The following is an 18,133-nucleotide window of genomic DNA, read 5'->3' as shown; positions in this document are numbered from 1 at the left end:
TCAGCGGCGGGCGAGGCGGGCATGGTCCTGCGGCTGGGCGTCCGGCCCGCGCAGATACAACGGACGGGGGAGCGCCTGGGCCGGGTCGGCGACGAGGCCGAGCGAGGCCACCCAGGCGATCTGCGGGGCGATGTGGCCTTCCGGCACCACGGCGCGGTTGCCCTGCGCGGCCGCGGCGGCGGCGAGCGCCGGGGCGGCGGAGCCGGCAAGCGCCGCGGGGCCGTGCCCGAGGAGCCGCACGGCTTCCGGGAGCGGCAGCAGGCTCGGCGGCACGGCGATGCCGCCGTCCTGGCTCAGGGCCTGGAAATAGACATGGCCGTGGCGGGCATCGATCGCGGCGGCGAGCAGGTAGCCCTGCCCGAGGAAATCGTCTTCCGCCGCGAGCAGCGGCGCCAGCAGGGCCGACAGGGTGGTGACGCCGACGACCGGGATTCCGCAGGCCAGCCCCACCGCCCGGGCGGCCGACAGGCCGACCCTGAGGCCGGTATAGGAGCCCGGCCCCACCGTGACGGCGACCCGGTCCAGGCTCTCGAACCCGCCCTCGATCCGGGCCACCACCCGCTCGACCAGCGGCAGCAGCGCCTCGGCATGGCCGCGGGCGAGGTCCATGCTCTCCTGCGCCAGGGGCTCGGGCGAGTCGTCCGCCATGATGCAGGCCGCGCAGCGCTCGAGCGCCGTATCGATGGCCAGGATCCGCATCACAGTCAGGCTCCGCCCTTTCGCGCCCGCGGGGTTGCAACGCCGCGGCCGGGTCCGTGACGCCGGCCGCGCCGGGCCGCTCGTCGGCCCGCCGCTTGAATCCCAGCCTGGCACAGACAGGTTAACATAAGAAGGACCGCCCCGCGTATGGCGAGGCGGCCCGGTTCGGTTCAGCCTTTAGATCATCCCCCGCCGGGGAGGAAACCGGTCGGCGGCAGAAACGACGCTCCCGCCCCGCCGATCTGCGGGCGGCGGGGAAGCCTTTACGAGACCGCCTGGACCTCGCGCACGTCCGGCAGGAAGTGGCGGAAGAGGTTCTGCACGCCCTGGCGCAGGGTGGCGGTGGAGGACGGGCAGCCCGAGCAGGCGCCCTTCATCTCCAGGTAGACTACGCCATCGCGAAAACCCCGGAAGGTGATGTCGCCGCCGTCGCCGGCCACCGCCGGGCGCACCCGGGTCTCGAGCAGGTCCTTGATGGTGACGACCGTGTCGGCATCGGCCTCGTCGTAGAACTCCTCCGCCGCCTCCTCGGGGGCGTGGCCGGCCTCCATGACCGGGGCCCCGGACATGAAGTGCTCCATGATGGCGCCGAGCACCGCGGGCTTGACCTGCGGCCAGCCGGGCTCGCCCTCGGCCTTGGTCACCGAGATGAAGTCGTGGCCGAGATAGACGCCGGAGACGCCCTGGACGCCGAACAGGGCGCGGGCGAGCGGCGAGCGCAAAGCTGCACCCTCGTCCCGGGCCTCGAAGGTGCCCTCGGGCAGGACGACCTTGCCGGGCAGGAACTTCAGGGTGGCGGGGTTCGGGGTGGCTTCGGTCTGGATGAACATCGGTGATCCTCGAGACGTTCTCAGCGCCGGTTCAAGGCCGGCCGGGAACGGCGCGCGGCTCCTCGGGAGCCCTTCGCGCCTGCCCGCTGATGTGGACCCGAACGCGCCAAAGCTCAATGGAGCAGGCGGCGTTCACCCGGCGAGCGCGGTGATCTCCGCCTCGCTCAGGGCGCCGGGCACGATCACCACCGGCACCGGGAAGCTGCCGGCTTTGCGCCCGGCGATCGAGGTGACGAGCGGCCCCGGCCCGTCGCCGCCGGCGGCGGCGCCGAGCACCAGGAAGGCGATGTCCTCGTCGGCCTCGATCTGGCGCAGGATCGCGTCGGCGCGCTCGCCGGTCCGCACCACCAATTCGGGATCGACGCCCGCGGCCTGCCGGGCCGATGCCGCGAGCGCCTCCAGCCGCTCCATCGTCTCGGCCTCGGCCTCGGCCCGCATCGCGTCGCCGACGCCGAGCCACTCCATCGTCTCGGGCGGCTCGGCCACCGCCAGCATCACCACCCGGGCCCCGAGCCGCGCCGCCCGGCGCACGGCGAAATGCACCGCGCGGTCACATTCCGGCGTCTCGTCGACCAGCACCATGAACTTGAGCCGATGCCCGGCCTCGAAGGACCGGCGCCGCTTGATCTCGACCATGCCCGGACGCGCTCCACCGACCGCTCGATGCTGCCCGCGCGGCCCGGCGGCGGCAAGGGGGCGAGGCAAGGGGGCGAGGCGAGGGAGGGCTCGCCACCGCATCCTCGCGGCGAATCGATCGACACGAAGCCGGCGGGGCGCATCACGCTCGGCCAGGGGCCGGCCGGGAATCGGCCATGAAAACGACGCGATCGAATCGCCTCAAACCTACCCTTGCGACAGGCTCTCCTTCTGCTGCACAACCGAAAAGCAAGTCGCGGATTTTTTAAGCACATTCCGGATGAAAAATCCGCGCGGCGGCGAGCGACCGACAAAATTTTTATCGACTGTGTGCGGACTTCCGTTGTGCAACGCAGTAACACTCCAGTGAGCCCTTGCCGGCTACCATGGCGTCCGGCCGCCTTCGGCCCGGACAAAGCGGGCGGCGGGGGCGAGAGGCTTCAAGGCCGGCGCGGTGACCCGGGCGGGAGAGAGCGGTGCTCGCATCTGACTTCATGGCGTTCCACGAGGCGTCCCGGCGCAACGGGATCATCCTGTCGTTCGGCGGCGACCTGTCGGAGAACGTGCTGTTCTCCCTCGGCGAGGTGCTGAAGCTGCGCATGCAGCAGGGCGCCACCGACGCAGGCGTGTCGAAGCGGGTCTTCTCGATCTTCGTCGAGCAGGCCCAGAACGTCATCCGCTATTCGGCGGACAAGCTGGTGCCGCACGGCACGCCGGCGGGCAGCATGGTCAGCGCCGGCCTGATCGTCGTCGGCATCGAGGACGGGCGCTTCTTCGTCGCCTGCGGCAACGAGGTTCCGGGCGAGCACGTCACGGCGCTGCGCGCCCGGCTCGACCACATCGTCGGCCTGTCGGGCGAGGAGCTGAAGAAATACTACCGCGAGCGGCTGCGCCAGCCCGCCGAGGAGGGCAGCCTCGGCGGCAGCATCGGGCTGATCGAGATCGCCCGGCGCTCCAGCGCCCCGGTCGAGTACGACTTCCAGGCGCGCGGCGACGACCGCTCGTTCTTCTGCCTCAAGGCCTTCATCTGAGGCGCCCGACGATGGACCGGATCCAGATCCCCGCCACCAGCCGCTCGCCGCTGGTCGATTTCGACTTTCCCGCCGGGCGCCTGCTCCTGCGCGGCGAATCCTACCCCGAGGACGCCGCCGCCTTCTACGGCCCCCTCCTTCAGGCCCTGCGCGCCTGCCTGGAGGAGGAGGCGACGCCGCTGACCTTCGAGGTCGCCCTGTCCTACTTCAATTCGTCGAGCGCCAAGGCCTTGATGAACCTGTTCATGCCCCTCGAGGAGGCCGCCGAGGAGGGCCGCGCGGTGACGATCCGCTGGCTCTACGCCGAAGGGGACGACACGATCGCGGAAGCGGGCGAGGATTTCGCGGCCGATTTCTCGCATGCCCGGTTCGAGATGGTGCAGGAGACGGCCGCATGACGACCAGGAGGCTTCCCGGGCCTGCGGCGACGACCGACGGCGAGGCCCCCCAGGAACCCGGCTTGGCCGAGCCCGATACGGGAAAGCGCGGCGACGGGACGAAGCGCTCCGGGGGACCTGCCAACGTCTTCAGCCTGTTCGACAACGAGGAGGCGGTCCTCGACCGGACCGAGGTGATGCTGACCCAGCTCGCCGCGGTGGCGGACGGGGTGAAGGTGCTGGCCGAGGCCTATCGCCGGGGCTACCGCGAGCAGCGCCGGCTGGTGCGCCTGAGCGACCGGATGCAGGCCGACCTCCAGAAGGCCAACAAGCGCTTGGCTGAGCAGCAGCGCGACCTGCAGAACCTGAACGAGGCCCTGTCGGGCGAGATCGAGACCAGCGCCCGTCTGGAGGCCGAGCTGCGCCGGCTCGCCGATACCGACCCGCTGACCGGGGCGCTGGCCCGCCGGCGCTTCCTGGAGGTCTGCGCCCGCGACTGGCCGCGCCGGCCCGGGCAGCGCGCCTGCCTGCTGATGCTCGACCTCGACCGGTTCAAGCTCGTCAACGACAGCCACGGCCACGCCGCCGGCGACGCGGCGCTGATCGCCTTCGTCGCCGCCTGCCGCTCGGCCCTGCGCTCCCTCGATGCGGTCGGGCGGCTCGGGGGCGAGGAATTCGCGGTCCTGCTGGTCGAGACGGATCCCGCGGACGGGGCGGCGATCGCCGAGCGCATCCGGGCCGCCGTCGCGGCCAACCCCGTCGCCACCGAGGGCGGGCCGATCGGCATCACGGTCAGCATCGGGCTGGCATCGGCCGAGCCGGGGGAGAGCCTGCAGGCGGCGATGCGCCGGGCCGACGCCGCGCTCTACGCGGCCAAGCACGGCGGCCGCAACCGGGTGGCGCAGGCGCCCTCCCCGGAGGCCGGGCCGGAGACGAGCATTCAGGAGAAGAGCGCACCGGAGACCCGCGGTTGAGCGGCGAGCCCGTGGCGGAAGCAGCCCCCCGCCGCGGCGGCTCCCTGCGGGGCGCCGGCCCGATGCGCCGGGGCGACGCGCCGGCCGGTCTCGGCGTCACCGGGGTGCCGACGACGCAGGATGGCGGCGCCGACACGATGCGCCCGGGGGCGTTGCGCGGCGCCGCCCGGGGCCGCAACCTCGACGGTCTCGCCCATACCCTGTTCCTGCGCCTCTCGCCGGTGATCGCGGCCGTGGTGCTGGCGACCCAGGTGGTGATCGCCTGGGTCAATTACGGCGATCAGATCCGGATCGAGGGCGAGCGCGCCCGGACGATGGCGGACATGACCGCCCGGGCGCTGGCCCATCCGGGCTGGACCACGGCCTACGGCCCCCCGCTCCAGGCGCTCGGCCTCGACCCCGCCTTCCGCTCCGCGATCCTGCGCGACGCGGCGGGGGGCGTGGTGGCGCGGCTCGGCGAGGAGCCGCGGGGCCGCAGCTTCGAGCGCATCCAGGTCTCGGCCGAGATCGAGCCCGGCCCCGACGCGCAGCCCGCCGGCAGCCTGACCCTGGTCCTGTCGGCGGAGGGCCTGCGGGCCAATGCCGAGAAGCAGGTCGTGATGGTGCTCGGCGCCAGCCTTGTGCTGATTCTCGCCTTCGCACTCTCCTTGAGGCTCGCCGTGGGGCGCCACGTCCTCGCGCCCCTGCGCCGGCTGCTCGCGGCGATGGGGCGGGTCGAGCGCAAGGAGTGGGTGACGGTCGACCTCGCCGGGAGCCGGCGGCCGAGCCGCGAGATCGCCGACATCTCCGCCGCCTTCAACCGCATGGTCGAGGGTTTACGCAGCGGCGACGAGGCCCGCCACCTCCTGGCCGAGCTGGAGCGTGCCCATGCCCGGCTCGCCGAGGCGAACGGCCTGGTGATGGAGAGCCTCAACTATGCCCGCCGTATCCAGCAGGCGGTGCTGCCCGGGCCCGGCTCCTTGCGCGGGGCCGGGTTCGAGGTCGCGGTGCTGTGGGAGCCGCTGCACGTCGTCGGCGGCGACTATTACTGGATCGAGGAGAGCGACGGCCTCGGCATCGTGGTGGTGGCCGATTGCACCGGCCACGGCGTGCCCGGCGCCTTCCTGACCCTCATCGTCGCGACCGCCCTCGACCGGATCCTGCACGACCGGGCCTTGCGCCGGCCGGACGAGATCCTGGCGGCCCTCGACGGCGTGGTGCGGGCACGGCTGCGGCAGGAGGCCGGCGCTGCCGCGGGAACCGGCCCCGACGGATCGGACGAAGGGCTCGATTGCGGGATCTGCGTCGTCGACCGGGCGAACGGCATCCTGGATTTCGCCGGGGCCGGCCTCGCCCTGACGGTGCTGGCCGACGGCGAGATCACCCGGATCAAGGGCCGGCGCCACGGCCTCGGCTACCGGCGCACCGGCCGGGAGGAGCCCTTCGCACGCGTCACCGTGCCGCTGCGCGACGCCCAAGGCGGGCCCCGCGCCTTCTTCCTGATGACCGACGGGGTCAGCGACCAGATGGGGGGAGCGTCCCGGCGGCTCCTCGGCCATCGCGGCGTCGCCGAGATCCTGCGCCGGCACGGCGGCCTGCCGCTCTCCGACCAGGTGGCGGCCCTGGAGGCGGCCCTCGCCGCCCATCGCGGGCCCGAGCCGCGGCGGGACGACATGGCACTGGTGGCGTTCCGGCCGATGGAAGGTTGCCGGCCTATGGAAGGCTGATGGAGGCGGGGATCCCGCAGGGAGCCCCGCCCGGTTCGGGCGCCGCCGATCAGAACCGGCAGATCCGCCGCGGCCCGTAGGGCGTCGGGCGGATGAAGCAGCGGCGGCCATAGACCCGCGGCGGACCATAATAGCGGCGGCCGTACATCGGCCGGCAACCGCCGTAGGGCCCGCGGGCGAAGCCGGGGCCGCAGCCCTGAGCGACCTGGGTCACCGGCGCCTCGGGGGCGAGCAGGCCGGCAAGGCCGGGCCCGGCCGGGGCCGCGCTCGCGGGGGCGGCCGCGAGACCGCCGAACGCCAGGGCCGCGAGGCCGGCGATCTTCCAACGCATCAGCATGAGGAGGGTCCTCCTGATGGCCCCCGGAACGCGAGGGCCTTGGGATTGGGGTCCTTGACGGTGGGCCGCCGGGGGACCGGCGCCGCACCGAGCGCACACAACACGGTGCGCACCGTTCGGTTCCCTCCGCCCGTCGCGTGCCACGAAGAATGCCGTGACGGCGCGTGTCGACAAGCCGCGGCCGTTCCTGTAAGGAGCCGGCAACTCACAACAGGACGCCGAAATCCTGACGCCGGATCCCATCCCGGGGCGCGGCGGCGACGGCAGGAGTTTGACCGATGAACATCATCCAGCAGCTCGAGCAGGAGCAGATCGCGAAGCTCGACAAGACGATCCCCGACTTCGAGCCCGGCGACACGGTCATCGTGAACGTCAAGGTGAAGGAAGGCGAGCGCAGCCGCGTCCAGGCCTACGAGGGCGTCGTGATCGCCCGGTCCGGCGGCGGCATCAACGAGAGCTTCACCGTCCGCAAGATCTCCTACGGCGAGGGCGTCGAGCGCGTCTTCCCGATCTACTCGCCGAACATCGACTCGATCAAGGTGGTCCGTCGCGGCAAGGTGCGTCGCGCCAAGCTGTACTACCTGCGCGATCGTCGCGGCAAGTCGGCCCGCATCGCCGAGCGCGCCGAGCGCGGCGCCGAGAAGGGCAAGACCAAGGCCAAGAAGCCCGCCGCCGCGGAGTAAGATCTTTCGCGAGTTCTCGCGACGCTTGAAGAGGCCGCCTCCCCGTCCGGGTCGAGGCGGCCTTTTTGCGTTTCGGGGTCTGTTTGGCTGGTACGGCGGGGAGCATGAACCCTCCCCCCTCTGCGGGGGAGGGTGCCCGGCGGAGCCGGGCGGGAGAGGGGAACCACGCTTCCGGAGAGGTCGCGACCATGGTGACGGGCGAACAACTGGATCAGCGTCGCGCTGCCCCTCTCCCGGCCCCTGCTGACGCAGGGACCACCCTCCCCCGCAGAGGGGGGGAGGGTTCATGCGCGGCGGCCGTTGCGCCCGCTGCCGCGCAGCCTCCTATGTCGTATAGCCTGCATTCCGGGCTCCGCGATCGCGGCTACGGAATGGACATGGCCCCCCGTTACCCCGCCCCCAGCGCCCCCCGCCCCAGCGTGAGCCCCGAGCCCGCCTCCTGCCGGAACTGCAGCTGCAACCCGCCGACCTTCAGCGCACCCGAACGCGCGAGTCGGTTCAGCGGCCCCAGCATCGACAGGAGGAAGCCGGCATCCGAGGCGTAGCGGCCGGCCAGTCGCCGGGGATTGCTCGCCAGCCGCCAGGCCCATTCGAGGCCGGTGCGGCTGACGAAGGCCGGCGAGCGGGTCTGCTTGCCGAGCGCGAACTCGAAGGCGGCGCCGCAGCACAGGATCGACGGCTCGACGAGGCCGGCGCGGCGAAGCCGAAGGGTGAGCATCTCGCTCTGCGGCGCGCCGACGGCGATGAACACCATGTCGGGTGCCATCTCCCGCACCCGGGCGATCACCGCATCCACCGCCGCCGGGTCGTGGATGAAGCCGAAGGGCGGGCGGTAGACCTCGAGGCGCCGGCTCGCCATCACCGAGGCGGCCTCCTCCGGCGTGACGTTGCCGATCACCAGGACCGAGCGATCGTGGAAGGTCCGCCGGGCCGAGAGGTGCTGCACCAGGTCGCTGCCGGTCGCGACCGTCATGCGCCGGCGCAGGAAGCAGGTGTTGAGGAGGTTGCTGTCGAGGGTGACGATCGAGGCCTGGCGGTAGCTCTCGCGGAATTCCGGCTCCCGGCCCAAGAGCCGCATATGCATCATGTTGAGGGTGAAGACCGAGGTCCGGCCCCTCACCAAGGCCGCCGCCAGGGCGTCGAAGCTCAGGCCCCGCACGACGCAGGTGGGGGCGGTATCCGCTAAGGTCGGCATGAGGGTGCTCCTTCGCGGACGAGTGTCGGAATCCACCCCCTCCCCTGCCCAGACCGGAAAACGGCGAGGCGTTCCGCCCCGCCGGATCAGTCATGCCGGCGGGCTGTACGCCCGAAGCGGTAGAAAGACCGGACCGTTCTGGCATCGATCGGGGTGATTAGGGTGTAACATCCACCCCCGCATTGACACGATTACTTGGCCGCGCCGGCCGCCTAGCGTTCCAGCACTGGGTGGCGACGGGGGACGGAATGCCGGTCGTGAATGCGAGGATCGAGGCGAGCGTTGCCTTGGCCGATCCCGCCCTCGTCAACGTCTACGGCTGCACGATCGGCGCGGAGTCGCAGGTCGGGCCCTTCGTGGAGATCCAGCGCGGCGCCGTTCTCGGGGCACGCTGCCGGATCGGCGCCAACGCCTTCCTGTGCGAAGGCGTGAGCCTCGCCGACGACGTGGTCGTCGGCCCCGGCGTGATGTTCACCAACGACCGCCATCCCCGCGCCGTCACCGCCGCCGGCACCCTGATGGGGCCCGACGACTGGACCCTGGAGACGACCCGGGTCGGCGCCGGCGCGGTCGTCGGCGCCAATGCCACGATCCTGTGCGGGCTGACGATCGGGGCCGGCGCCCGGATCGCCCCCGGCTCGGTGGTCACCCGCGACGTGCCGGACGGCGCCCACGTCGCGGGCGTGCCCGCCACCCCCCTTCACCCCTCGTCCCTGCTCGACCTCGCGGAGGCATCATGATCGGGATCGGAGTCATCGGTTACGGCTATTTCGGGCCGAACATCGCCCGCTGCGTCGCGGAGGCGAACGGCACCACGCTCAAGGCGATCGCCGATCCGTCGCCGGCGGCGCAAAGCCGCGCCGCCACCCGCCATCCGGGGGTGACGATCGACGAGAGCTGGCAGCGCATGCTGACCGACCCGGAGATCGACGCGGTCGCCATCGCGACGCCGACCAAGCTGCATTACGAGATCGCGCTCGCCGCTCTCATGGCCGGCAAGCACGTGCTGGTCGAGAAGCCGATCACGCCGACCTCCCGCGAGGCGGCCCGGCTCGTGGCCGAGGCCGCCAAGCGCCGCCTCACGCTGATGGTCGACCACACCTTCGTGTATACCGGTGCGGTCCAGAAGATCCGCGAGCTGATCGATACCGGCGTCACCGGCGACCTGTTCTACTACGACTCGACGCGGATCAATTTCGGCCTGTTCCAGGACGACGTGAACGTGATCTGGGACCTGGCGGTCCACGACCTCGCCATCCTGGACTACCTCCTGCCGGCCGAGACCCTGGCGATCTCCGCCACCGGCGCCGGCCACATCAAGGGCAGCCCCGAGAACCTCGCCCACATCACCCTCTATCTCGAGGGCGGGGTCACCGCGCATCTCAACGTGAACTGGCTCGCTCCCGTAAAAATCCGCCGCACGCTGATCGGCGGCAGCCGCCGGATGATCGTCTTCGACGACATGGAGCCGAGCGAGAAGGTCAAGGTCTACGACCGCGGCGTCGAGTTCGCCGAGCGGCCCTCGCAGGAGGAAATTCGCCGCATCCTGCCGGCCTACCGCATGGGCGACGTCTGGACCCCGCACATCCCGGTCAAGGAAGCGCTCGTCACCGAGGTCGAGCACTTCGCCCGCTGCATCACGCAGGGAGAGACCCCGCTCACCTCCGGCGAGAGCGGGTTGCGGGTGGTGCGCCTGCTCGAGGCCGCCTCGCAGTCGCTCGCCCAGCGCGGCCACCCGATCGACCTGTCTCCCCTGAGGGCCGCCTGATGATCCCGCTTCTCGACCTCGAGGCCCAGTACCGGGCCGTGCAGGAACCCCTGGAAGAGGCGGTGCTGGCGGTGCTCCGCAGCGGCGCCTACGTGCTCGGGCCCCCCGTCGCCGCCTTCGAGCGCGACTTCGCGGCCCATTGCGGGACCGCGGAAGCGGTCTCGGTGAGCACCGGCACCGCCGCCCTCCATCTCGGGCTGATCGCCGCCGGGGTGCGCCCCGGCGACGAGGTGATCACCGTCGGCATGACCTTCGTCGCCACCGTCGCGGCGATCCTCTATGCCGGCGCAAAGCCCGTCCTGGTGGATGTCGATCCCCAGACCTACACCATGGACCCGGCGGCTTTCGCGGCGGCGATCACGCCCCGCACCCGCGCGGTGGTGCCGGTCCACCTGCACGGGCGTCTCGCCGACATGGCGGCGATCTGTTCCATCGCCGAGCGTCACGGCATCACGGTGATCGAGGATGCCGCCCAGGCCCACGGCGCCGAGCGGAACGGCACCAGGGCCGGTGCCTTCGGCACGGTCGGCTGCTTCAGCTTCTATCCGGGCAAGAATCTCGGCGCCTGCGGCGAGGGCGGGGCGATCACCACCGACGATCCCGACATCGCCAGGACCCTGCGCTCGTTGCGCGACTGGGGCCAGGAGGGGCGCTACAACCACGTCCGTCCCGGCTTCAACTACCGCCTCGATACGGTGCAGGCGGCGGCCTTGGGCGTGAAGCTGCGCTACCTCGACGGCTGGACCGAAGGCCGGCGGCGGGCCGCCGCGCGCTACGACGCGCTGCTCGGGCAGGCCGGCCTCAAGGCGCCGAAGGCCGGCGGGCGCGACCACGTCTACCACGTCTACGCCGTGCGGGTGCCGGACCGCGACGCGGTGCGGGCCCGGATGCAGGAGGCGGGTGTGGCCACCGGCATCCACTACCCGAGGGCGGTGCACCACCAGCCGGCCTATGCCGACAGCGTGCGCCTCGGCACGCCCTGCCCGGTCTCGGAGGCCTTGGCCGGCGAGTGGCTGTCCCTGCCGCTCTTCCCCGAGATCACCGATCGCCAGATCGCCACCGTGGTCGCGGCCCTCACCGACAGCCTGGGAGAAGGTTATGCCGAAGCCGTGTGAGCCCTCTCGCCAGTTGGGCCGGGTCCTCGTCACCGGTGGGGCCGGCTTCGTCGGCTCCCACATCGTCGACCTCCTGGTGGCGCGGGGCTGCCGCGAGATCGTGGTGGTCGACAACCTGGTCCGGGGCCGGACCGAGAACCTGTCGGGCGCGCTCGGCTCCGGGGCGGTCGAGCTGGTCATCGGCGACATCCGCGACCGCGACCTGATGGCCGGGCTGGTGGCAGGCTGCGACACCGTCTTCCACCAGGCGGCGCTCCGCATCACCCACTGCGCCGCCGAGCCGCGCGAGGCGATCGAGGTGATGGTGGATGCCACCGCCAGCCTCGTCGAACTCTGCGTCGCTGCAAGCGTGGGCAAGGTGGTCTACGCTTCCTCGGCCTCGGTCTACGGCATGGCCTCGACCTTCCCGACCCCGGAATCCGAGGCGCATTCCGGCAACCGCACACTCTACGGCGCGGCCAAGAGCTTCGGCGAGGGCCTGCTGCGCTCCTACAACGACATGGCCGGGCTCGACTACGTCGCGCTCCGCTACTTCAACGTCTACGGCCCGCGCATGGACCTGCACGGGCGCTACACCGAAGTCCTGATCCGCTGGATGGAGCGGATCGCGCGAGGCGAGCCGCCGCTGATCTTCGGCGACGGGTTGCAGACCATGGACTTCATCGACGTGCGTGACGTGGCCCGGGCCAACGTCCTGGCGGGGCTCTCCCCGGCGAGCGACGTGGCGCTCAATATCGGGCGCGCGCAAGAGACCTCGCTCCTCGAACTGGCGCAACGCCTCGCCGCGGTGATGGGCCGGCCGGACCTGGTGCCGGTCCACGAGGCCGAGCGCAGCGTCAACCCGGTGCCGCGGCGCCTCGCCGACGTGCGGCTCGCCCGGGACCTCACCGGCTTCCAGGCGGGAATCGGCCTCGACCAGGGCCTCGACGACCTGGTCGCCTGGTGGCGGGCCAACCGCATGCCCGCCGAGGCGGCTCCCGCCCCTCGCCTCGCCCCCGTGATGGAGCTCGCCTCGTGATCCCGATCATCAAGCCGTCCCTCGGCGAGGCCGAGGTCGAGGCGGCGAGCGCCGTCATCCGCTCCGGCTGGCTCACGCAGGGACCCCAGGTCTCCGCCTTCGAGGCCGAGTTCGCGGACGCCGTCGGGGCGCCGCATGCCTGCGCGGTCTCGAACTGCACCACGGCCCTGCATCTCGCCCTTCTCGCCGCCGGTGTCGGCCCCGGCGACGAGGTCGTCACCGTCAGCCACACCTTCATCGCCTGCGCCAACGCCATCCGGCAATGCGGGGCCGAGCCGGTGCTGGTCGATATCGACCCCGTCACCCTCACCATCGACCCGGACCTCGCAGAGGCCGCGATCACGCCGCGGACGAAGGCCATCCTGGCGGTGCATCAGATCGGCATGCCCTGCGACATGGCCCGGCTGATCGCCATCGCCCGCCGCCACGGCGTCGCCCTCGTCGAGGACGCCGCCTGCGCCATCGGCTCCGAGATCCGGATCGACGGGGCGTGGCAGCGGATCGGCCGGCCGCTCGGGGACGTCGCCTGCTTCTCGATGCACCCGCGCAAGATCCTCACCACCGGCGAGGGCGGCATGCTGGTCACCCGCCACGCCGCATGGGACCGCCGGTTCCGGCTCTGGCGCCAGCACGGGATGGGTGTGTCGGACGTCGCCCGCCATGCCAGCCGGGCCGTGGTGTTCGAGGATTACCCGACGGTTGGATACAACTATAGATTGACAGACCTCCAGGCGGCGATCGGCCGGGTCCAGCTCGCGCGGCTCGACGCCATCGTGGCCGAGCGCCGGCGCCTCGCCGGCCTCTACGCCGAGGCGCTGGCGGGTCTTGCCGTCGCGGTTCCGGTGGAGCCGGACTGGGCCCGCTCGAACTGGCAGAGCTACGCGGTGCGCCTGGGCGAAGGAGCCGATCAAGTTTCCGTGATGCAGGGCCTGCTCGACCGCGGCATCGCCAGCCGCCGCGGCGTGATGTGCATCCACCTCGAACCGGCCTATGCCGACCTGTCCTTACGCGCGCCCCTGCCCCATTCCGAGGCCGCCCGCGACCGCTGCATCCTGCTGCCGCTCTATGCCGGCATGGGCGAGGAGACCGTCCACGCCGTCGCGGACGCCCTGGCGGAGGCCCTGGCGGGACGGCCCGCCCTGCCCCTCAGCGCCTGATCCAACAGCCCGTCACGATGATGGAACAGCGGCGGATGGCCTAATCCGCCGCTGTTCTTCGCTGGTCTGGACCGTTGTGGCGTAACATTGACGGTTAAAAATTATCAAACGATATGGCTGACGTGACATGCTTGGGGTAATTGTCGAGCGTGACGGATGCGCGCCTCCTGAATGCGGAAATGTCTGATTGTATGTAGATTAATGTATGGAGACGGCACTCATGCACGCCGGGAATGAAGGGCGGATGCCGTTCCGCGCGCTCTGACCTGCCGGAATCGGCGCGCGTTGCGCTGCCCTGGATTGCGCTGCCTTGGATGAAGAAGCTCGAGAACTTGGCCACCCGACCCGCCGCTGACGACACGAAATGAAGCGGCGCCGTTCAGACCGGATCCGGCAGCCCGCCTTCCAGGCGGCGTCGGGCCGAGGTGTAGAGCGCTAAACGCCACACTCACCTGAGATCTATCCGAGCCCGCGGACAGTCCAATGTCCCGACGGGTGCTTTCGTGCGTTTTCGGACATGCTCCAGCGTCAATATTGTTCCGCGGACGATCGGCAGATGCACGTCTTGCGTGTGCTTCGATCAGCTACTTATCGATCGTTATCAATCAATCCGGTCGACATCGTCAGTGAAAGGTGGATTAGACCGCCATATTGAGGATTGTAACTGTTTTGTGGCCGTGTTAGGAATGAAATCACGAGGGGCGGGCGGATGCAGGGGGGCGGATCGACTGGATCGTGCAGTCGAAGCCCCGGCGGCGCCGGTTGCCTTCACAGATCCGGCTGCGGAACAGAATGAGGGTCACGGCGGATTCATCGCTGCCGCGACCATCGCTCCGCGAGACCCATCCAATAATAATTGATCGATCGTACAGTGGTGGAGGTGAAGCATGTCGACGCCTGCTCTCGTTGATTACGGCCTCGCTTCGCGGGGCCGCAGACTGGTCGAAGTGAGCGAACCCGCGATGGATGCGTCCCAGCCCGAGGAGGAAGCCGGACTGAAGCCCGCCATCGCGATCATCGAGCCGCGCCAGCTGGTGCGGGAATGCCTGCGCAACTGCCTGGCGGAGGCGATCCCCGACCACGACGTCGTGACCTTCGCGTCGATCGACGAGTGGGAACGGGGCAAGGTCGGGCATCGGGACGGCGACCTGGTGGTGCTCTACTACGATCCGCGGGAAGCCGGCCGCGGTTCCACCCAGCGCGAGGCCGCCCTGCGCTCGCGGATCGGGCCGAATACCAGTCTCGTCCTGCTCTGCGACAGCGAGGATCCGAGCGAGATCGTCGAACGCCTCAACGAGGGCGCCCGCGGCTACATCCCCACCAATGTCAGCCTGAAGGTCGCGATCGAGGCGATGCGGCTCGTGCGGGCCGGCGGCGTGTTCGTGCCGGCGAGCTGCCTGCTGCAGCGCCGCGGCGGGGCCGAGGAGGCGGGGGCCGCCGATCCCCGCAGCCAGTTCACCCCGCGCCAGACCGCGGTGCTGGAGCAGTTGCAGAAGGGCAAGGCGAACAAGATCATCGCCTTCGAGCTCAACATGAAGGAGAGCACCGTCAAGGTGCACGTGCGCAACATCATGCGCAAGGTCGGGGCGACCAACCGGACCGAGGTGGCGATCCGGGCCTTCGAATCCCGGTCCGACATGAAGCTGTGACGCCAGGGGGCGCGGGGGCCGGTCTCCCCCGCGCGGTCCCGCCCGGAGCGCGAGCCCGGGCTGCCTTTCGCGCTGTCCATTCCCCGACGCGGTCCAGCCGGCCGAGGTCGGGGTGTCGTCGTCGTGGCGAGCGGTATCCGTCTGCACTGATATTCTCGCGCGACAGAGCTGCCACCCTCCGCGTCATTCCAGGGCCGCGCCGCGGAACCCGGAATCCAGACGCACAGGTGATGCATACAGGTGATGCATCATACCAACGGCCCACGATGCTGACGCATCGATTCGCTCTCGGGCAAGCCCGAGATCGACGGGGCCGTCGACCCATCTCGAGTTTTCGACACCAAGCCCAGAAGTCCGGGACCTCGGGCTTGGCGTAAATTCGAGACTTGGCGTAAATTCGAGGCTTGGCGAAAATTCGAGACCGGGACCAAAGGTCGTTTTCAACGACCGTTGGTATCACTCCCCCTCCAGGGGCGGCGGCGGGGCCGCCACCCGGGGGCCGGGGCCGCCCGGATGGGCGGCCTCGTTGTTCGTCACCATCGCCAGCACGGACAGGATCCGGTCCTTGTCCGATTGCAGGTGGTCGATCTGCCGGTCGGTGCAGCCCTCCTCCAGGTAGGCGATCACCAGGGTGCGGGCGGCGGTGTCGGTGATGTAGCCGCCGAACTCCTGGAACGCCCGGGCGAGCGCCCGCCCCTCCGGTGTGGTCAGGCCGAGGCGGCCGAGATCGACCTGCGGCGGGATCGCGAACAGGGCCCCCATCGGGATCACGCCGGTATGGCCGTTGTGGCCGCCCCCGTCGGTCGAGGAGGCCGGCCAGACGATGCGGGTCGGGCTCGCCTGGCTGGTGCTCGCCGCCATCGCGATGGCGTGGCGGATCTCGCCGCGCTCGAGCTCGGCCCGGCGCACGAGGCCGCCGATGAGCGAGCCGCCGAAGGCGCGCACGCCCTCCTGGGCGCCCGGCGTCGCGGAAATGCCGCTGCCGCGCAGGTCGGTCCGCACGAGGTACTGCGCCGAATAGAGGTTGCGGGCCGGATCGAAGGCACCGAGCCAGATCTCGTAGGCGTAGCGCCCCTCCGCGTCGACCAGTACCGCGTGCCGGTCGGTGCCGCCCAGGAAGGCGATGCCCGGTGGGGTGCGCAAGGTGAAGCGGCCTCCCCCCGGGCTGCCGCCATGCGGCCAGGGCAATGTCGGCGGCCGCCCGCGATAGGTCCAGCTCCGCTCCGGATCGGTCGGTCCCTGGCGGTAGATCCCGAAGGCGTGGCCGCCGATCCACGCATAGGCGCCGGCCGGCCCGCCGGCATTCTGGTTGCGCAGGAGCGCCGTCTCAGGCCCGGCGCCGGGCTGGAACGTGGCTCCGCGGCCGAGCGGCGTGTTCCAGATGCTCGTCGAGGCGAAGGGCTGCGCGACGGGATCGCGGAACGGCCCTTCCGCCCGGGCGGGGGTGCCGAAGAGGTCGAGGCCGAGAATGGGGCAGAAGGTGAGGCCGAGCGCGAGGAGAGCGGCGGAACGGGGCATCGGCGTGGATCTCCCGGCAGCGAGGACGGCGGGGTCGCCTGCAGGGTAGCGGGCAGCAGGATAGCGGGTAGCAGGGTAGCGAGACTTGGCGGCGCGCGAAGCGATGCCTTCGGACGCTCGGCCCTCGCCGGACGGGGCGGCGCTCCTGCCCCTTTCGGCGGAGCCCATCGCCTTTCTCGGGGCCCGCGCCGCCGGATTGTCCCGCTCCGGTCCGGCCGGCCGGTCCTTAAGCTGCCTGACAGCGGCCTCGGGCGCGCCCGGGCGAGACTTCGGATCGACCATGACGACAGCCGGTTCGATGCAGTGGGTCCTCGCGGTCCCCTTCCTGCGGGACGAGGGCGGCGACTGGATTCCCCGCCATGTCGGCGCTCCCCATCGTTTCACGACGGCGCCGGCGCCCTACGACCACGATCGCTCGCGGGCCGTGACCGGGGCGGCGGAATGGTTCGACTACCTGCGCCATGCCTGGGCCGCCTGGCGCCTGGTACGGGCGGCGCCCCGGGGCGGGGTCGGCCTGATGACCGGCTTCCCGCAACTCGCCGTCACGGCCGCCGTGATCAAGCGCCTGCTGGGGCGGCGTGACGTGCCCCTCGTCGCCTGGTGCTTCAACCTCGGCCGCACGCCGGGGGGCTGGAAGGCGCGCTTCGCTCGGGGCCTGCTGGGCGAGGTGGATGTGTTCGTGGTGCATTCCCGCCGCGAGGTCGGGCTCTACGCCGAATGGCTGGACCTGCCCCGCGACCGGTTCGTGTTCGTGCCGCTGTCGATCCACGACGAGCCGCGAGAGACCCGGGAGGACGACGCGCCCTTCGTGCTCGCCATGGGCTCGGCCAACCGGGATTACGCCACCCTGGCGGCCGCGGTCGCCCCCCTCGGGCTCCCCACCGTGATCGTCGCCGGTGCCCACGCGGTCGCCGGCCTCGACCTGCCGCCCCACGTGACCGTGCGCAGCGGCCTCACGATCGCCGAGTGCCACGACCTCTGCGGGCGGGCGCGGGTCAACGTCGTGCCCCTGCGCAACACGGCCTTCACCTCGGGCCAGGTCACGGTGCTGGAGGCGATGATGCTGGGAAAGCCCGTCGTGGCGACCCGGGCCGCCGGGACCGAGGATTACGTGATCGAGGGCGAGAACGGCCTCCTGGTGCCGCCGGAGGATTGTTTGGCGCTCGCCGCCGCGATCACGGCCCTGTGGGACGACCCCGCTGCCCGCGCCCGCCTCGGCGCGGGCGCGCGCCGCACGGTGGCGGAGGGCACCACCTTCCGGGCGGTCGCGCCCGCGATGGCGGCGGTGCTCGACGCGGCCCGGATGCGGGCGGCGGGTTTGTCCGGCGTGGGGATGCCGGGGGAGCCCTCGCGGAGTTCGGCGGGTTGAGCGCGGCCCCAACCTTGCCCCGGTTTCCCCTCGGTGGGATCTCGTACCCTCTTCGTCATTCCGGGTTCCGC

The 18,133-nt window shown here is 71.2% G+C and carries 18 protein-coding genes; 12 read left to right on the top strand and 6 right to left on the bottom strand.

The genetic code is table 11. The features are described from left to right. The 3 genes from tsaB to HBB12_RS05415 all read right to left on the bottom strand — a co-directional run bounded on the left by tsaB (position 1) and on the right by HBB12_RS05415 (position 2,165). Positions 1–699 (bottom strand): tRNA (adenosine(37)-N6)-threonylcarbamoyltransferase complex dimerization subunit type 1 TsaB, encoded by a 699-nt coding sequence (gene tsaB / locus HBB12_RS05425; protein ID WP_236988416.1) that lies wholly within the window; start codon positions 697–699, stop codon positions 1–3. A 263-nt stretch (positions 700–962) separates the two neighbouring features. Then, positions 963–1,529: a NifU family protein gene (locus HBB12_RS05420; RefSeq protein ID WP_236988415.1), complete on the bottom strand. Its 567-nt coding sequence runs from the start codon at positions 1,527–1,529 to the stop codon at positions 963–965. A 132-nt stretch (positions 1,530–1,661) separates the two neighbouring features. Beyond that, the gene (locus tag HBB12_RS05415; RefSeq protein ID WP_236988414.1) at positions 1,662–2,165 is read right to left on the bottom strand and encodes a universal stress protein; all 504 of its coding nucleotides are present in this window, start codon (positions 2,163–2,165) and stop codon (positions 1,662–1,664) included. Between the two features lie 476 nt (positions 2,166–2,641). On the opposite strand from HBB12_RS05415, the gene HBB12_RS05410 reads away from it, so the two are divergent. Genes HBB12_RS05410 through HBB12_RS05395 form a run of 4 tightly spaced genes read left to right on the top strand, consistent with a single transcriptional unit; the run spans position 2,642 to position 6,253 of the window. Continuing rightward, positions 2,642–3,196 carry a SiaB family protein kinase gene (locus tag HBB12_RS05410; protein ID WP_236988413.1) on the top strand — a complete coding sequence of 185 codons (555 nt, stop codon included), beginning with the start codon at positions 2,642–2,644 and terminating at the stop codon, positions 3,194–3,196. Positions 3,197–3,207: 11 nt separating this feature from the next. Next, a complete protein-coding gene (locus tag HBB12_RS05405; protein WP_236988412.1) occupies positions 3,208–3,594 on the top strand; it encodes a DUF1987 domain-containing protein in 387 nt (128 codons plus the stop codon). Next, positions 3,591–4,547, top strand: a complete 957-nt coding sequence (locus HBB12_RS05400; protein ID WP_236988411.1) for a GGDEF domain-containing protein — start codon at positions 3,591–3,593, stop codon at positions 4,545–4,547. The genes HBB12_RS05405 and HBB12_RS05400 overlap by 4 nt, the downstream gene beginning before the upstream one ends. Continuing rightward, the gene (locus HBB12_RS05395; protein ID WP_236988410.1) at positions 4,544–6,253 is read left to right on the top strand and encodes a SpoIIE family protein phosphatase; all 1,710 of its coding nucleotides are present in this window, start codon (positions 4,544–4,546) and stop codon (positions 6,251–6,253) included. Before HBB12_RS05400 ends, HBB12_RS05395 begins: the two co-directional genes overlap by 4 nt. 49 nt (positions 6,254–6,302) lie before the next feature. Here HBB12_RS05395 and HBB12_RS05390 read toward each other — a convergent pair whose 3' ends face one another. Further along, positions 6,303–6,590 carry a GCG_CRPN prefix-to-repeats domain-containing protein gene (locus HBB12_RS05390; protein ID WP_336886929.1) on the bottom strand — a complete coding sequence of 96 codons (288 nt, stop codon included), beginning with the start codon at positions 6,588–6,590 and terminating at the stop codon, positions 6,303–6,305. Positions 6,591–6,868: 278 nt separating this feature from the next. Here HBB12_RS05390 and rplS point away from each other — a divergent pair, with 278 nt between their 5' ends. Continuing rightward, positions 6,869–7,273: a 50S ribosomal protein L19 gene (gene rplS, locus HBB12_RS05385; RefSeq protein ID WP_236988409.1), complete on the top strand. Its 405-nt coding sequence runs from the start codon at positions 6,869–6,871 to the stop codon at positions 7,271–7,273. A gap of 388 nt (positions 7,274–7,661) precedes the next feature. Here the strand turns inward: rplS and HBB12_RS05380 are convergent, their stop codons facing one another. Next, the gene (locus HBB12_RS05380) at positions 7,662–8,468 is read right to left on the bottom strand and encodes a WecB/TagA/CpsF family glycosyltransferase (protein WP_236988408.1); all 807 of its coding nucleotides are present in this window, start codon (positions 8,466–8,468) and stop codon (positions 7,662–7,664) included. Positions 8,469–8,755: 287 nt separating this feature from the next. Here HBB12_RS05380 and HBB12_RS05375 point away from each other — a divergent pair, with 287 nt between their 5' ends. The 6 genes from HBB12_RS05375 to HBB12_RS05350 all read left to right on the top strand — a co-directional run bounded on the left by HBB12_RS05375 (position 8,756) and on the right by HBB12_RS05350 (position 15,175). Beyond that, entirely contained in the window at positions 8,756–9,208 is a 453-nt protein-coding gene (locus tag HBB12_RS05375) for an acyltransferase (protein ID WP_272913246.1), read from the top strand. Continuing rightward, a complete protein-coding gene (locus tag HBB12_RS05370; protein WP_236988406.1) occupies positions 9,205–10,236 on the top strand; it encodes a Gfo/Idh/MocA family protein in 1,032 nt (343 codons plus the stop codon). Before HBB12_RS05375 ends, HBB12_RS05370 begins: the two co-directional genes overlap by 4 nt. Beyond that, positions 10,236–11,351 carry a DegT/DnrJ/EryC1/StrS family aminotransferase gene (locus HBB12_RS05365; RefSeq protein ID WP_236988405.1) on the top strand — a complete coding sequence of 372 codons (1,116 nt, stop codon included), beginning with the start codon at positions 10,236–10,238 and terminating at the stop codon, positions 11,349–11,351. The genes HBB12_RS05370 and HBB12_RS05365 overlap by 1 nt, the downstream gene beginning before the upstream one ends. After that, complete coding sequence (locus tag HBB12_RS05360) at positions 11,335–12,369, top strand: NAD-dependent epimerase/dehydratase family protein (protein WP_236988404.1); 1,035 nt, start codon at positions 11,335–11,337, stop codon at positions 12,367–12,369. Before HBB12_RS05365 ends, HBB12_RS05360 begins: the two co-directional genes overlap by 17 nt. After that, positions 12,366–13,526 (top strand): DegT/DnrJ/EryC1/StrS family aminotransferase, encoded by a 1,161-nt coding sequence (locus HBB12_RS05355; RefSeq protein WP_236988403.1) that lies wholly within the window; start codon positions 12,366–12,368, stop codon positions 13,524–13,526. Before HBB12_RS05360 ends, HBB12_RS05355 begins: the two co-directional genes overlap by 4 nt. 887 nt (positions 13,527–14,413) lie before the next feature. Next, positions 14,414–15,175 carry a response regulator transcription factor gene (locus HBB12_RS05350; protein WP_236988402.1) on the top strand — a complete coding sequence of 254 codons (762 nt, stop codon included), beginning with the start codon at positions 14,414–14,416 and terminating at the stop codon, positions 15,173–15,175. A gap of 456 nt (positions 15,176–15,631) precedes the next feature. On the opposite strand, the gene HBB12_RS05345 is transcribed toward HBB12_RS05350, so the two are convergent. Then, entirely contained in the window at positions 15,632–16,693 is a 1,062-nt protein-coding gene (locus tag HBB12_RS05345; RefSeq protein ID WP_236988401.1) for a hypothetical protein, read from the bottom strand. 280 nt (positions 16,694–16,973) lie between these two features. Here HBB12_RS05345 and HBB12_RS05340 point away from each other — a divergent pair, with 280 nt between their 5' ends. After that, complete coding sequence (locus HBB12_RS05340) at positions 16,974–18,062, top strand: glycosyltransferase (RefSeq protein WP_236988400.1); 1,089 nt, start codon at positions 16,974–16,976, stop codon at positions 18,060–18,062. Positions 18,063–18,133: the final 71 nt, after the last annotated feature.

It is taken from the genome of Methylobacterium sp. SyP6R (assembly GCF_019216885.1).
In the GTDB taxonomy this organism is placed as follows: Bacteria; Pseudomonadota; Alphaproteobacteria; order Rhizobiales; family Beijerinckiaceae; genus Methylobacterium.
This window is presented reverse-complemented; position numbering and strand designations above follow the sequence as displayed.